14 protein-coding genes are annotated in these 15441 nt (G+C 66.6%); 7 read left to right on the forward strand and 7 right to left on the reverse strand.

Features of this window, described 5'->3' with window-relative positions; all coding sequences use genetic code 11:
- Positions 1 to 1368, reverse strand: coding sequence for a magnesium transporter (mgtE, locus tag ASE61_RS03915; RefSeq protein ID WP_061964785.1), 1368 nt, complete (start codon positions 1366 to 1368; stop codon positions 1 to 3).
- 334 nt (positions 1369 to 1702) lie between these two features.
- Between mgtE and ASE61_RS03920 the strand changes: the two genes are divergently transcribed.
- The 7 genes from ASE61_RS03920 to ASE61_RS03950 all read left to right on the forward strand — a co-directional run bounded on the left by ASE61_RS03920 (position 1703) and on the right by ASE61_RS03950 (position 8293).
- On the forward strand, positions 1703 to 2365 hold the full coding sequence (locus tag ASE61_RS03920) for a glutathione S-transferase family protein (protein ID WP_061964787.1): 663 nt from the start codon (positions 1703 to 1705) through the stop codon (positions 2363 to 2365).
- Positions 2366 to 2446: 81 nt separating this feature from the next.
- Complete coding sequence (locus tag ASE61_RS03925) at positions 2447 to 3382, forward strand: DMT family transporter (RefSeq protein WP_244492698.1); 936 nt, start codon at positions 2447 to 2449, stop codon at positions 3380 to 3382.
- Between the two features lie 180 nt (positions 3383 to 3562).
- Positions 3563 to 4549, forward strand: coding sequence for a LysR family transcriptional regulator (locus tag ASE61_RS03930; protein ID WP_061964789.1), 987 nt, complete (start codon positions 3563 to 3565; stop codon positions 4547 to 4549).
- Entirely contained in the window at positions 4546 to 5064 is a 519-nt protein-coding gene (locus ASE61_RS03935; protein ID WP_082617066.1) for a tripartite tricarboxylate transporter TctB family protein, read from the forward strand. Before ASE61_RS03930 ends, ASE61_RS03935 begins: the two co-directional genes overlap by 4 nt.
- 4 nt (positions 5065 to 5068) lie before the next feature.
- On the forward strand, positions 5069 to 6580 hold the full coding sequence (locus tag ASE61_RS03940) for a tripartite tricarboxylate transporter permease (RefSeq protein ID WP_061964793.1): 1512 nt from the start codon (positions 5069 to 5071) through the stop codon (positions 6578 to 6580).
- Between the two features lie 65 nt (positions 6581 to 6645).
- Entirely contained in the window at positions 6646 to 7620 is a 975-nt protein-coding gene (locus tag ASE61_RS03945; RefSeq protein ID WP_061964795.1) for a tripartite tricarboxylate transporter substrate-binding protein, read from the forward strand.
- A 241-nt stretch (positions 7621 to 7861) separates the two neighbouring features.
- Positions 7862 to 8293, forward strand: a complete 432-nt coding sequence (locus ASE61_RS03950) for a DUF1236 domain-containing protein (protein WP_061964797.1) — start codon at positions 7862 to 7864, stop codon at positions 8291 to 8293.
- A gap of 104 nt (positions 8294 to 8397) precedes the next feature.
- On the opposite strand, the gene upp is transcribed toward ASE61_RS03950, so the two are convergent.
- The 6 genes from upp to ASE61_RS03975 form a co-directional block, all read right to left on the reverse strand.
- Positions 8398 to 9039 carry a uracil phosphoribosyltransferase gene (gene upp / locus ASE61_RS03955; protein ID WP_061964799.1) on the reverse strand — a complete coding sequence of 214 codons (642 nt, stop codon included), beginning with the start codon at positions 9037 to 9039 and terminating at the stop codon, positions 8398 to 8400.
- A 40-nt stretch (positions 9040 to 9079) separates the two neighbouring features.
- Entirely contained in the window at positions 9080 to 10297 is a 1218-nt protein-coding gene (locus ASE61_RS03960) for a URC4/urg3 family protein (protein ID WP_061964801.1), read from the reverse strand.
- Between the two features lie 25 nt (positions 10298 to 10322).
- Positions 10323 to 11585: a GTP cyclohydrolase II gene (locus ASE61_RS03965; protein ID WP_061965592.1), complete on the reverse strand. Its 1263-nt coding sequence runs from the start codon at positions 11583 to 11585 to the stop codon at positions 10323 to 10325.
- Positions 11586 to 11688: 103 nt separating this feature from the next.
- Positions 11689 to 11850 carry a Thivi_2564 family membrane protein gene (locus ASE61_RS26860; RefSeq protein ID WP_091855869.1) on the reverse strand — a complete coding sequence of 54 codons (162 nt, stop codon included), beginning with the start codon at positions 11848 to 11850 and terminating at the stop codon, positions 11689 to 11691.
- Positions 11851 to 12068: 218 nt separating this feature from the next.
- A complete protein-coding gene (gene glyS, locus ASE61_RS03970) occupies positions 12069 to 14408 on the reverse strand; it encodes a glycine--tRNA ligase subunit beta (RefSeq protein WP_061964802.1) in 2340 nt (779 codons plus the stop codon).
- The gene (locus ASE61_RS03975; RefSeq protein WP_061964804.1) at positions 14408 to 15325 is read right to left on the reverse strand and encodes a glycine--tRNA ligase subunit alpha; all 918 of its coding nucleotides are present in this window, start codon (positions 15323 to 15325) and stop codon (positions 14408 to 14410) included. Before ASE61_RS03975 ends, glyS begins: the two co-directional genes overlap by 1 nt.
- Positions 15326 to 15441 lie beyond the last annotated feature (116 nt).

A 15441-nucleotide genomic window follows, 5' to 3' on the forward strand; every position in this document is an offset into this window, starting at 1 on the left:
TCAAAGCAGCGTCCCGGTCAGGATGAGCGCCGCCACGCCGAAATAGATTACCAGGCCGGTGACATCGACCAGCGTCGCGACGAAGGGCGCCGAAGCGCTGGCGGGATCGAAGCCGAGCCGCTTCAGCGCGAAAGGCAGCATCGAGCCGGCGAGCGAGCCGAAGGTAACGATGCCGACGAGCGCGCCACCGACCGTTGCGGCGATCAGCATCCAGTGCGGCCCGTAATCGTAGAAGCCGAGCCATTGCCACGCGACGATCCGGGCGACGCCGATCACGCCGAGGATGCTGCCGAGCGTGAGACCGGTCGGCAATTCGCGCAGCGCGATCCGCCACCAGTCCTTCAGCGTGACCTCGCGCAGCGCCAGCGCTCGGATGATCAGCGAAGTCGCCTGCGAGCCGGAATTGCCACCCGAGCTCATGATCAGCGGGATGAACAGCGTCAGCACGATCGCCTTCTCGAGCTCGCCCTCGAAGAACTGCATGACGGATGCTGTCAGCATCTCGCCGACCAGCAGGATCGAGAGCCAGCCGGCGCGCTTGCGGATCATCGCGACGAAGCCGATCTCGTTGTAGGGCTGGTCCAGCGCCTCCATGCCGCCGAGCTTCTGCACGTCTTCGGTCGTCTCGGCGATCATCGCGTCGATGACGTCGTCGAAGGTGACGATGCCGATGAGCTGTTCCTCCGCGTCGACGACAGGCACCGACAGCAGGTCGTATTTGGTGATGAGGCGCGCCACCTCCTCGCGATCGATTTCCGGGGTCACACAGATCGGCTTGTGCGCCGGCACGACCGACTCGACCGGCGCCTCCGGATCACCGCTGATCAGGCGCCTGAGCGAGACCGCGCGCACCAGCTTGCGCGTCACGGAATCGAGCACGTAGATCGCGTAGACTGTCTCGCGCGAGCGCTCGACGCGGCGGATATGGTCGAGCGTCTGCTGCACCGTCCAGTTCGAGGGCACGCTGACGAACTCGGTCGTCATGATCGAGCCGGCGCTGTGCTCGGGATAGGCCAGCAGCTTCTTGAGATCGGAGCGGGTCTGGCGATCGAGACGCCCGCTGACGCGCGCGCGCGTCTCCTCGTCGAACTCCTGGAAGACGTCGGCCGCCCGGTCCGCCGACATGGCGGAGAGCAGCGCACCGGCGCGCTGGTCGGGCAGCAGCGCCACCGCCTCGGCGGCGGCGGTGAGCTCGGGTTGGTCGAGCACCTCGACGGCACGTTCGAACGGCAGTTCGGCCAGGACATGCGCGATGGTCGCGTCGTCCTGGTCGTTCAACGTCTCGACGATGTCGGCGACGTGTTCCTGCGCCAGCGTCTGGGCCAGCGTCACGGCAAGGAGGTCCGTCGTGGCGGCGGTATCGTTCATGGCTCTATTCCTTGCGATCGGGCCGTCGTGGCCGGATCGCAGGCGAGCCGGGGGACCCGGTCAGGCGCGCGAGGCGGCGGCGGACGGCTTCGACTGTCGGCTGGGACTGTCGCTTGGCATCGGGTCGGGGTTTCCTGTGAGCAGCCGGCCGCAGGGGCCGGAGGCACGAGGCCAATGCACCCGCAAAGCGCCCGCGTCAAACGGTTTTTACCTCGCTCGCGGGCCGATCATTGGCATTGGCCGATGCGGCCTGCCCGGCCTATTGTCACAGGTGACGAACCGGCGCTTTCAGTCGGCCTCGTCGTCGTCCGCCCTCTCTCGCTGGATTCCGCCGATGTCCCTGACCATCTATGGCTGTTACCGCTCGCGCGCGACGCGCGTCATCTGGCTCGCCAACGAGCTCGGCCTGCCCTTCAATCATGTGCCGGTGATCCAGGCCTATCGCCTGCCCGATCCGAAGGCGCCGGGCGTGCCGCTGCACACCCGCAGCGCCGATTTCCTGAAGATCAACCCGAACGGCCATATCCCCAGCATCGACGACAACGGCTTCAAGCTGCACGAATCGCTGGCGATCAACCTCTATCTCGCCCGCAAGCATGGCGGCCCGCTCGCTCCGAAGGACGCGCAGGAGGAAGGGCTGGCCGTGATGTGGTCGCTCTGGGCCGCAACCGAATGCGAGAGCCATGCGCTCAACCTGCAGTTCCATCTCGCCGCCTATCCGCCGGAGAAGCGCAAGCCTGAGCTGGTCGAGGCCGCACTTGCCGCCCTGCCCGGTCCCTTCGGCGTGCTCGACAAGACGCTGGCCGAGAATGGCGGTTACGTGATGGGCAACCGTTTCACCGTCGCCGACATCAACGTTGCGGAGGTGATCCGCTACGCCAAGCCGGCGACGCAGCTCTTCGATGCCAATCCACGCGTGAAGGCCTGGCTCGAAGCCTGCCAGGCGCGGCCGGCCTTCCAGGCGATGTGGCAGGCGCGCGACGCCGAAGCTGCCTGAGCGCGCAGAATCCGGGTGGCCGGGCCTTGCCCGGCCGCCTACTGACGCGGGATGACCCGGCCAGCGAGCAGAGCTTCCGCCATGACACCGCCGACCTCCGCTCCCGCGCTGCGCATGGGCCCGTTCGAATGGTTCCTGCTGATCGTCCTGTCGATCCTGTGGGGCGGCTCGTTCTTCTTCAACAAGCTGACCGTGGCGGAATGGCCGCCCTTCGCCGTGGTGCAGGTGCGCGTCGGCCTCGCGGCACTGGCGCTGCTTCTGGTCGTGCGAATCGCAGGCCAGTCGATGGCGGTCGGGCGCGAACTCTGGCTCGCCTTCTTCGGGATGGGCATCCTCAACAACCTGATCCCGTTCAGCCTGTTCCTCTGGGGCCAGCAGCAGATCGCGAGTGGTCTGGCCTCGATCCTGAACGCGACCACGCCGATCTTCGCAGTGCTGGTGATGCATTGCTTCGGCAACGAGAAGGCGACAGGACTGAAGCTCGGCGGCGTGCTGGCCGGCCTCATCGGCGTCGCCATCCTGATGGGGCCTGATGCGCTCAGCGGCCTCGGCTCCAATCTGGCGGCGCAGCTCGCCTGCATCCTCGCCGCGGTCTCCTATGCCTTTTCCGGCCTGCTCGGCCGGCGTTTCAGGGGCGTGTCGCCGCTGGTCGCCGCCACCGGTCAGCTTTCGGCCTCGACATTGATGATGATCCCGATCGTCTTCGTCATGCATCCGCCCTGGACGCTGCCGATGCCGTCCCAGCAGGCTCTTCTCGCCCTTGTCGGACTGGCGCTGATCTCGACGGCGCTCGCCTATCTCCTGTTCTTCCGGATCATGCGCACGGCCGGGCCGAGCAACGTCATGCTCGTCACCTTCCTGATCCCTGTCAGCGCCATCCTGCTCGGCTCCGGCCTCCTGGGAGAGGAGTTGCTGCCGCGCCATTTCGCCGGCATGGCTGCGATCTTCGTCGGGCTCGCCCTGATCGATGGCCGCATCGCGCGCATCGCCCAGGCCAGACCCGCCCCAACCGCCTGATCCCGCATATCTTTTCCGGGCCTCTCATCAGCCGGGCGCCCTGACGGCACTCAGCCGAAAGGCTTTGTTGTCAAAAGATTATGAATTTCTGTAGGATCGACACCTTGGTCGGAACCGCTATTGGCGACGGCCACCGATAGAGATATCGCGGCAAGCGATACACGGGACAGGGGACGGCTCATGGATGTGCGGCAACTGCGATGTTTCATCGCGGTGGCGGAAGAGCTGCACTTCGGCCGGGCAGCCGAGCGGCTCGGCGTCGCGCCGCCCGCGCTATCGCGGCAGATCAGCGCCCTCGAAGACGAACTCGGCGTCGCCCTGCTGACGCGTACGACCCGGCAGGTCGCGATGACCCGCGCCGGGCTGATCATGCTCGAGGAAGCCAAGGGGATCCTGGTCAAGATGGAGCATGCCTCGCGTGCCGTGCGCGAGGCCTCGCTCGCTTCGGGCAAGGTGCTGCGCGTCGGCGCGATCGACGCGGCCTCGTCGAGCTTCGTGCCGGAGGCGCTGATGGCCTTCCGCGCCCGCTTCCCCGGCATCGAGATCAAGTTCGTCGAGGCGATGACGGCCGCGCTCGTCCAGATGCTGGAAGCGGGCAAGCTCGATCTCGCGCTCACTCGCCCGCCCCGCAAACCGACCGACTGCGCCTTCGAGATCCTGCGGGTCGAGCGCCCGATCGTGGTGCTGAACGAGAACCATCCGCTTGCCGCGCGCGAGCACCTGACCATGCTCGATCTCGTCGGCGAGCCCTTCGTGGTGCCGTCCAAACGCATCCGGCCCTATGCCTACGATCTGGTGATGGCCTATTTCGAGAGCGTCGGCGCGGTCCCCAACGTCACCATCGAGGCGACCGAGAAGCCGGCGATGATGTCGGCGGTCGCGGCCGGGCTCGGCATGGCGCTGGCGCCTGACTGGGTCTCGCGCCTGTCCTTCCCCGGCGTGACGATGCGGCGCCTGCGCGGCGCGCTGCTCGATCCGCCGCCGCCGGGCGCGCTTGTCGGCGTCTCCTGGCGCCCGCAGCAGAAGCTGCCCTCCCGCGACGACTTCCTCGCGATCCTCAGGGAAAGCGTGACGCTGCTCGACGAACGCCACGTCCTGCCCTTCGTGGCACCGAAACCGCAGAAACGAACCGCCCGCACCGGGTCGCCAATCGGAGGAGCCTCATGAGTTTGAACCAGATAGAGCGGGCGCAGGGTCTGCGCGTGAGATCGACGCAGGACCTGTGGGCAGGGGTGTTCATGATCGTGTTCGCCGGCGTGGCCGTGATCATGGCCTGGGACCTGCCCATGGGCAGCCTGCGGCAGATCGGGGCGGGCATGCTGCCGAAATCCATCGCCACGATCTGCGGCGCGCTGGGCGTGGTTCTGGCGCTGAGTTCGCTGCGCTTTCACGGCGAGGCCCTGACGCCCTGGTCGTGGCGCGCCGTCGTTCACGTCCTCGGCGGGACCGTCCTTTTCGCGCTGGCGATCCGCGGTTTCGATCTCGGGCCGATCCATGTGCCTTCGCTCGGCCTCGTCATCGCCGGGCCGCTGGTCGTGCTGTTCTCGGGCATGGCGGCGAGCGACCGCAGCCTGAAGGAGCTGGTGATCTTCGCGGCCGTGATGACGTTCGGCTGCGCGCTGCTGTTCAAATACGGGCTGGGACTGCCAATTCCCCTCGCCCCCTGGCTGCTTGGAATCTGACGCCATGGCTGAAATGATGTCTCATCTGGCGGTCGGTTTCGGCGTCGCCTTCACGTTCCAGAATATCCTGCTCTGCTTCACCGGCTGCCTTGTCGGGACGTTGATCGGGGTGCTGCCCGGCGTCGGCCCGACCGCGACCATCGCCATGCTGCTGCCGATCACCTTCGGCCTCGACCCGACCGGCGCGCTGATCATGCTCGCGGGCATCTATTACGGCGCGCAATATGGCGGATCGACCACGGCGATCCTCGTGAACATTCCCGGCGAAGCGACCGCCGTGGTCACCACGCTCGACGGCCACCAGATGGCCAAGCAGGGCCGGGCCGGCATCGCGCTCGGCACGGCCGCCCTCGGCTCCTTCTTCGCCGGCACCGTCGCCACCATGGTCATTGCAGCGCTCGGCGCGCCGCTGACGCGGCTGGCGCTGCTGTTCGGGCCTGCCGAATATTTCTCGCTGATGGTGATGGGCCTGTGCTTTGCCGTGGTTCTGGCACGCGGTTCGATCCTGAAGGCGTTCTGCATGATTGCGCTCGGCCTGCTCCTGTCGACGGTCGGCACCGACCTCGAGACCGGGCAGGAGCGCCTGACCTTCGGCATCGCCTCGCTCTCGGACGGAATCGACGTCGCCGTGCTCGGCATGGGCGTCTTCGGTTTCGCGGAAGTGCTGCGCAACCTCGAAACCCCCGAGGCGCGCGACGTCGTCCGCGCCAAGATCGGCCGACTGCTGCCGAACTGGAGCGACATCAAGCAATCGATCAATCCGGTGCTGCGCGGCACCGGCATCGGCGCCATCCTCGGCATCCTGCCGGGCAATGGCGCGGTGCTCGGCCCCTTCGCCAGCTACACGGTCGAAAAGAAGATCGCCGACGACCCGTCCCGCTTCGGCAAGGGCGCGATCGAGGGCGTGGCGGGGCCGGAATCGGCCAACAACGCCGGCGCGCAGACCGCCTTCATCCCGTTGCTCACGCTCGGCATCCCGCCGAATGCGGTGATGGCGCTGATGGTCGGCGCGATGACGATTCACGGCATCATTCCCGGCCCGCAGGTCATGACCAAGAACCCGGAGTTGTTCTGGGGCATGATCGCCTCGATGTGGATCGGCAACCTGATGCTGCTCGTCATCAACCTGCCGCTGGTCGGCCTCTGGGTGAAGCTGCTGCAGGTGCCCTATCGGCTGATGTTCCCGGCGATCCTGATCTTCTGCTGCATCGGCATCTACTCGGTGAACAACCAGCCGGCCGACGTCGCCTTCACGGCGTTGTTCGGTCTGTTCGGCTACGCGCTGATCAAGCTCGGCTTCGAGCCGGCACCGATGCTGCTCGGCTTCGTGCTGGGCAAGCTGATGGAGGAGAAGCTCCGGCAGGCGCTGATCATCTCGCGCGGCTCGTTCTACACCTTCATCGACTATCAGAACCGGCCGATCTCGCTGGGGCTGCTCATCGTCGCCGCGATCGTGCTCGCCATCGCGCTCCTGCCCGCGATCTCGAAGAAGCGCGACGAGGTCTTCACCGAATGACGGGGTTGCCGCCCCGGCGGCCCGCCTCCAGTTTCATTTCACGCAATCTCCAGGGAGGAATACGCATGAAGAAGCTCGCTCTCGGCCTTGCCGCCGCCGCCACGCTGGCTTTCGCCGGTACCGCGCAGGCGCAGGGCTACCCGACGAAGCCGATCACCATGATCGTGCCCTTCGCGGCCGGCGGCCCGACCGACATCATCGCCCGCGTCGTCGCCGACCACATGTCGAAGACGCTCGGCCAGCAGATCGTGATCGAGAACGTCGCCGGCGCCGGCGGCACGACCGGCATCACCCGCGCCGTCACCGCAGCACCGGACGGCTACACCATCGCGATGGGGCATCTGGGCACCTTCTCGGCGGCCCCCGCCACCTATCCCGGCCTGAAATACGACCCGATCAACGGCATGCAGACGATCGGGCTCGCCGGCGGCACGCCGATCCTGATCGTGGCGCGCAAGAATCTCGAAGCGCCCGACCTCAAGGCCTTCGTCGCCGCCGTCAAGGCCAACCCGGACAAGTTCAACGAAGCCCATGCCGGCCTCGGCTCGGTCTCCTGGACGACCTGCACCCTGCTCAAGGGCATTCTCGGCACGCCGAAGATCAACGCCGTCGCCTATCGCGGCACCGGCCCGGCGCTGAACGACCTCGTCTCCGGCCAGATCGACTTCATGTGCGACCAGATCGTCTCGGTCTCCGAGCAGGTCAAGGCCGGCACCATCAAGGCCTATGCCATCGCCTCGGCCCAGCGCTCGCCGGCGCTGCCCGACGTGCCCACCACCAAGGAAGCCGGCCTGCCCGACTACCAGATCGAGGCCTGGAACGGCATCGCCGGCCCGAAGGGCATGCCGAAGGAGGCCGTGGACAAGCTGGTCGATGCGCTCGACAAGGCCCTCAACGACGAAGGCACCAAGAAGCGCCTGCTCGACCTCGGCGCCGTGCTGCCGACCGCCGAGGAGCGGACGCCGGCCGGTTTCGCCGCCCTGATCAAGCGCGACGCCGACAAGCTGACGCCGGCCCTCTCGGCCGCATCGAAGCAGTAAACCGACGCGAGACGCCAATGATCATGCGGCGGGCCTTCGGGCCCGCCGTTTGCGTTTCAGGCCCGGCAGCGTCCCTCGGGCGCCGGAGCACGCCTTTGTCATGACCAGGCAAGCCTCTGTTCCTGAAGCTCTTTCTGCTTCCGGTTGCCGAACGTTAACATCTCGTGACCCGCTTTCCGGGAACTGATCGAGCACGTTGCGGTTGTCCTCGCCGAAGGTTCGCTTCGAAAGGAGACATACCATGTTCAAGAAACTTGCTCTTGTTGCCGCCCTGACCATCACCCCGGCGGTTGCCTTTGCCCAGAGCCAGCCCTCGGGCGGCGCGGTCGGCGGTGCGACCAGCGGGGCCGCGACCGGCGCAGTCGGCGGCGCCGTTGTCGGTGGCCCGGTCGGTGCGGTGGTCGGCGGTGTCGGCGGCGCCGTGGTCGGCGCGATCATCGGTGATGCGGCCGAGCCGAAGTTCCGCACCTATGTGGTGGAGCAGCGCGTCCCCTCCTACACCTATGCCGAGCCGGTCGCGGTCGGCACGGTGCTGCCGCAGCAGGGCGTCGTCTACCACCAGCTGCCGGCCGACTATGCGCCGAACGCCTCGAACTATCGCTACACGGTCGTGAACGACCGCACGGTGATCGTCGAGCCGCAGACGCGCCGCATCGTGCAGATCATCGAATAACACCGCTCACGACCCGAAAGGCGGGCGGTTTCAACCCCAGGCCGTCTGTCCTTCAGGCCAGGCCCGCTCCGGAAACGGGGCGGGCCGCTTCGTGTCGGACAGGCTCAGCGCGTGCCGAACATGCGGTCGCCGGCATCTCCCAGACCGGGGACGATATAGCCGTGGTCGTTGAGCCGCTCGTCGATGGCCGCCGTCCAGATCCGGACATCGGGATGGGCGCCGCGCAGGCGCGCGATGCCCTCCGGCGCAGCCAGCAAACACATGAAGCGCAGATCCCGGGCGCCGCGCTCCTTCAGGCGTTCGACCGCCGCTACGGCGGAATTCGCCGTCGCCAGCATCGGGTCCATCACCACGATCATGCGATCGGCGATATCGGAGGGCGCCTTGAAGTAATATTCGACGGCCTGGAGCGTGTCGGGGTCGCGGTAGAGCCCGATATGGGCGACGCGGGCAGCCGGGACGAGCTCCAGCATGCCGTCGAGGAAGCCGACGCCGGCGCGCAGGATCGGGGCGAAGACCAGCTTCTTGCCGGCAATGACCGGCTGCATCGACTTCTGCAGCGGCGTCTCGATCTCGATCAGTTCGGTCGGCAGGTCGCGCGTCACCTCGTAGCAGAGCAGCATGCCGATCTCGTTGAGGAGCTGGCGGAAGCTCTTGGTCGAGCGGTCCTTCTCGCGCATCAGCGTGAGCTTGTGCTGGACCAGCGGGTGGTCGACGACGGTGACGCCGTCCTGGCTCGAAGTCATACGCCGGTTACCCCTCTATCTCTCGGACCTTGGCTTACCCTCAAAATACCGTGCCATCGCTGACGATGGTCAAGGGCGGCCCGCCATCCACACGCTTTTCGCGCGCGATCCGGCGCCCGGCGGCCCAGGTCCCGCCTTCGAGCACCTTGGCGAGCGGAAGTTCTTCGCGCGAGCGCCCGAGACGCTGGCGGATCAGCCCCGCGACCTCGTCGAGCAGGGCGACGGTCAGCGCCCGCCATTCCACCACGAGCGGCGACGAGACCTCATGCGCCTTCGTCCGGTCCGCCTCATGCTTCAGCGCGATGACGCCGCTGTCGAGAAAGAGCCCGCCATTGCGGTACTCCGGCAGGCCGGTCATCTCGTCGATGTCGACCACGGCGATGCCGGCCCATTGCAACGGCTCGATCAGCGAATAGGTCAGCCATTGCGAGAGCTTGTGGAAAGGCACGAGCCCCGCCGTCGGCTTTCCCGGCCCGATCAGGGGATGGCGCCAGGTGTCGCCGAGCGCGACGCCAGCGACCGTCAGCCGCGACGGCCAGATGCCGCCGAAAGTGCCGAGCACCTCGCCCAGCATATGCGGGGCTCGCAGCGTCCCGGTATCGGCAGCCTTGGCGAAGCGATCGAACAGCGCGCCCGGCCGCGACAGACCCTGCCGTTCCAACTCCTCGCCGAGGCGGTTGAGCAGCGCCGCGCGGCCTTCGAGCGCCAGCAGCGGATTGCCTGGCCCAGCCTGGAAGCCGTGCGCCAGCGCGGCCGCATCGAGGCGCTTCAGCCCGGCCGCATCGGCCCGCAAGGGATCGGCTGGATCGCTGGAGAACAGCCCTGCGGCGAACATGTCGAGCGAGGCGAGCGCCAGCCCCTCGGAGCGGCCGATCTCGCGGCCCGTCGCGGCATCGCGATAGCGCCAGTCCGGGCCGGCGCCGGCATCGAGCAGGACACTGACGACGGCGAGATCATAGGCGGCGCGGCCGCGCGCGGCATGGTTTGCGAAGTTCGCCTCTCGGTCGAGCTTCTGCCAGCGATCCTCACCATCGACAGTGAAATGGCGCCAGCGCGCATGGAAGGGGATGTCGAGCGTCGGGTAATTCGCGCGGATCGTCTCCAGCACATAATCCGCGCAGGTTTCGAGCCGATCCGGATGGACGCTGAAATGAAGAAGCTGGCCGGCGAGGCCGAGCTCCAGCATCTCCTGCGCGCGCTCGCGCACGGCAGCGGGTTTCAACAGGGCGCGGAACGCCTCGGGATCGCGATCGGGCATCGTCAACTCGGTTGGCGTGGCGGAATCAGAACTTGTCGAGGTCGCGGCCGACTGTCGACTTGAGGGTGTTGTCGCCGGGCGCGCCTTCAGGCGAGTAGTATCCCGCCGCCTTCTTGGCCTCGATCTCGACGGAGGCGTCGGGCGGGACCAGCTCGGGCGGGATCGCGACGCGCTCGCCGATGGTGATGCCGCTCTCGACCATGGCGTCGTATTTCATGTTCGACATCGACATCAGCCGGTCGATATGGGTGACGCCGAGCCAGTGCAGCACATCCGGCATGAGTTGCTGGAAGCGGGCATCCTGCACGCCTGCGACGCATTCGGTACGCTCGAAATAGGTCGCGGCGGAATCGCCGCCCTCCTGGCGCTTGCGGGCGTTGTAGACGAGGAATTTCGTGACCTCGCCGAGCGCCCGCCCCTCCTTGCGGTTGTAGACGATCAGGCCGACGCCGCCGCTCTGGGCCTCCTTCACGCATTCCTCGATGCCATGCGTGAGATAGGGCCGGCAGGTGCAGATGTCCGAGCCGAACACGTCCGAGCCGTTGCACTCGTCATGGACGCGGCAGGCGATGCGCGCCTTCGGATCGGCGAGCCGCGAGGCCTCGCCCATGACGTAAGCCGTGATCGAGCCGATCGGCGGCAGGAAGACCTTGAGGTCCGGCCGCGTGACGAGCTCGGGATACATGCCGCCGGTCTGCTCGAAGAGTGTGCGGCGCAATTCGCTCTCGGTGGTGCCGAACCGTTCGGCGATGCCCGGCAGGTACCAGACCGGATCGACCGCGATCTTGGTGACGCTGATATCGCCGGAGGCGTGCAGGATATGCCCGTCCGCAGCGAGGCGATGGGCGCCCATCGCGGCGAGGATCTCGGGCAGGTTGAGCCTGGCCTTGGTGATCGCGATCGACGGGCGGATATCGATGCCCTCGCCGATCAGCTTGCCGAAATCCTGCGCGACCGTGTGGCCGAAGGGATCGAGCGAGACGATCCTCTTCGGGTCGGCCCATTGCGGCTGGGGCAGGATTTCCGCCGTCGGATAGGTGTTGGTCAGGTCCGGGCGCTGCTGCGGGTTCATGGCGCGGGCCGAGATCGCGAGCGCCCGATAGACCGAATAGGAGCCGCCATGGGCGCCGATGACGTTGCGGTCGGCCGGATTGGTGGTCGAGGCGATGATGGGCCCACGCTCGGTGGCGGTCGGTGCTCCCCACTTGATCGGGAAGCGCGTGGCAGCCCCGCCCGGCTCGGGATGGGAAGTCAGCCTGATATGGCCGTTGCGGTTCGGCGCATTCATCGCGGTCACGCCCTGAAAACGGAAGAAGGCCCCGGGACGGGATCGTCCGGGGCCTTCTGGACCTCATGAAGTCTGAACCAGCGCGGTGGCGCCGTCAATCGCCTTAGAAAACAGCGAGATAGCGCAGCAGCGAGATGATGCCGATCACGATGACGATGATCTGCACGACGTTCTTGATCTGCCCGTCGAGCGGCAGCATCCGCACGAGATAGAGCACGAGGCCGATGACGAGAACGGTGATCAGCAGCGAAATCAGAATGGACATGCTTGCAGCCCTTTATCTCGGCCGGTAGCCGGCCCCCCGGAGCCCAGCCGCGACGCATTCGCGGCTTGTCAGCCCCGGCGAGAGAACGTCGCAGGGCGGGGATTGGTTCCAGAGGCGGGTTTGCCGGCGAAAGGGGCTTTCGAAGGAACGCGAGAGCCGCAAACAGCAAACCCCTCTCCCGGGTGGGAGAGGGGTTTTCCGCAGTTCCTGCGCCCGGCTCAGCCGGCGATGCGATCGAAATCCGCGACCGCGCGGGTAGCCTGGCGGAGCTGGTTGAGCAGCTTCAGGCGGTTGGCGCGCAGGGCCGGATCGGGATCGTTGACCGTGACCTTGTCGAAGAAGGCATCGACCGCCGGGCGGATTTCGGCGAGCGCGGCCATGGCGCCCTCGTAATCCTCGGCTGCGACGGCGGCCTCGGCCTTCGGCGTCGCCTGCGCGAGGGCTACGGCCAACGCCTTCTCCTCGATCAGGCCAGCCTCTGCAATTAATTGCAATTCAGGCGCCGCAGCGAAGGCGCCCTCCCCGTCCTTCTTCTCCTCGGCCTTGAGGATATTGGCGGCGCGCTTGTAGCCCGCGAGCAGGTTCTTGCCGTCCTCGGTGTCGAGGAAACGGCCGAGCGCGGCGACACGGCGGGTGATGAGGAGAAGGTCGTCGTTCCCCGAAGCGCCTTCGCCCAGCACGGCGTCGACGAGATCATGCCGCGCGCCCTGGTCGCGGAGCATGACCTTCAGGCGGTCGTGGAAGAAGGAGAGGAGGTCGGCTGAAACCTCTTCCGAGATGAACGCAACAGCTCGGTGAACAAAATGCCGATCCCACCCAACAGCCAGATCTTTGTAAAATTCTTCCTCATCGTCCTCTCCGCCTTTGAAGAGCTTATCATAGAGGATTTCTTGCAATTCCAGCGTGTAATCGCGCCCCTGAAGGCCATTAAGGTCAAGATATAGCCCGATTGGACGATAAGCGAACATAAGACGCTCAATTAATCCAAGCTTGACCCGGTTCTCGACCACCAACCGGATCACACCCAACGCCGCTCTCCGCAGCGCATAGGGGTCCTTACTGCCGGTCGGCTTCTCGTCGATGGCCCAGAAGCCGACGAGCGTGTCGAGCTTGTCGGCCAGTGCCACGGCGACCGAGACCGGATCAGACGGCACGCGATCCGACGGCCCGAGCGGCTTATAATGCTCCTCGACGGCCGCAGCGACGGAAACATCCTCGCCCTGCAATTCCGCGTATTTCCGGCCCATCAGGCCCTGCAGTTCCGGGAACTCGCCGACCATCTCGGTCGGCAGGTCGGCCTTGGCGAGCTTGGCGGCCCGCTCGGCCTTGTCGGGATCTGCCCCGACGATCGGGGCCAATTCCCGCGCCAGCGCCGCGATGCGCTGGACGCGCTCGCCCTGCGTGCCGAGCTTGGCGTGGAAGACGACGCCGAGCTTGTCGAGCTTGGCCATGCGCTGGTCGAGCGGCTTGGCGAGATCGAGCCCGAGCTTTTCAGCGCTGTCCTTGAAGGTGTCGAGGTCCGGGAGCGAGCCGCGATCGGTCTGCCAGAAATAGGCAGCGTCCGAGAGGCGCGCACGAACCACGCGGCCATTGCCGGCGGTGATCGCCACGCCACCATCGCTGGCGACGAGGTTCGAGACCAGGATGAAGCGATTGGCAAGCGCGCCCGTCGCGGGATCGCGCAGCACGAAGCATTTCTGGTTGGCGCGGATCGTGGCGCGGATCGCCTCGCCGGGAATGTCGAGGAAGCGTTCCTCGAAGGAGCCCATCAGCACGACCGGCCATTCGACGAGGCCGGCGACCTCCTCCAGCAAGCCCTCGTCCTCGACGAGGTCGAGACCCTGCGCGAAGGCGAGGTTGCGGGCGTCTGTGAGGATGATCTCCTTGCGGCGGTCGGCATCGAGCACGACTTTCGCCTTCTCCAGCGAGGCGACATAGTCCTCCAGGCGCTTCACCGTGATGGGTGCAGGCGCGTGGAAACGATGACCATAGGTCACGTTGCCGGAGACGATGCCGTCGACTTCGAAGGGCACGATCTCGGTGTCTTCGGTCTCGGCGCCGAACGTGCAGAGGATCGAATGCAGCGGGCGCACCCAGCGCAGGCTCGCGCCAGCGGCCGAGGCCTTGCCCCAGCGCATCGATTTCGGCCAGGGGAAGGACCGGATCATCGCAGGGACGATCTCGGCGATGGCCGCGACGGTTTCCTGGCCGGGCTTCTCGATGATGGCGACATAGGAGTCGCCCTTCTTCGGATCGCTGACGATCGTCGCCTGGTCGAGCGAATTCAGGCCCGCTGCCTTGAGGAAGCCCTGCACGGCGGCATCGGGCGCGCCGACGCGCGGACCCTTGCGCTCCTCGCGGACATCGCGGCCACGAACGGGGAGGCCGGCAATGTGCAGCGCGAGCCGGCGCGGCGTCGCGAAGGCCTTCGCGCCCTCATAGACGAGGCCGCGCTCGACCAGCGCATCGGTGACGAGTTTCTTCAGATCATCGGCAGCCTTGCGCTGCATGCGCGCGGGAATCTCTTCCGAAAACAGTTCAAGCAGAAGATCGGGCATCAGATGGCTCCCCCGCCGGCGGTCTTCAGCCAGGCCGCACCGCAGGCCTTGGAGAGCTCGCGCACGCGCAGGATGTAGCTCTGCCGCTCGGTGACCGAGATCACGCCGCGCGCATCGAGCAGGTTGAAGATGTGGCTGGCCTTGATGCACTGGTCATAGGCCGGCAGGGCGAGTTCGTGGCGGGGCTGGTTGGCGCCAGCGGCCGGTTCGCCGGCGGCGAGCAGGGCCTTGCACTCGGTCTCGGCATCGGTGAAGTGCCGGAACAGCATCTCGGTATTGGCATGCTCGAAATTATGCCGGGAGTATTCCTGCTCGGCCTGCAGGAAGACGTCGCCATAGGAGATGCGGTCCTCGCCATCGAGACCGTTGAAGTTGAGATCGTAGACGTTCTCGACGCCCTGGACATACATCGCCAGGCGTTCGAGCCCATAGGTCAGTTCGCCCGCGACGGGCGCGCATTCCACGCCCGCGACCTGCTGAAAGTAAGTGAACTGGCTGACTTCCATGCCGTCGCACCAGCATTCCCAGCCGAGGCCCCAGGCGCCCAAGGTCGGGCTCTCCCAGTCGTCCTCGACGAAGCGGACGTCATGCAGGCCGAGATCGACGCCGATCGCCTTGAGCGAGTCGAGGTAGAGCTGCTGGAGATCCGGCGGCGACGGCTTCAGGATGACCTGGAACTGATAGTAATGCTGGAGGCGGTTGGGGTTCTCGCCGTAGCGGCCGTCCTTGGGGCGGCGCGAAGGCTGGACATAGGCCGCCCGCCACGGCTTCGGCCCGAGCGCGCGCAAGGTCGTCGCCGGGTGGAAGGTGCCGGCACCGACCTCCATGTCGTAGGGCTGCAGCACCACGCAACCTCGCTCGGCCCAGAAGCGCTGCAACGTCAGCAGCAGCCCCTGGAAGGAGCGGGTCGGATCCATCGCCGGGGAAGAAGCCGGGATGGTGGAGTGCGAGAGTGGCGCGGGGGCGGACAAGTGCCAGCAACCTTCCGATAACAAGGGAATGGTGCGGTGATTAGGGTTCGGGCCAGTCATGG

This window comes from Allobosea sp. Root670, assembly GCF_001429415.1.
Lineage (GTDB): Bacteria > Pseudomonadota > Alphaproteobacteria > Rhizobiales > Beijerinckiaceae > Allobosea > Allobosea robiniae.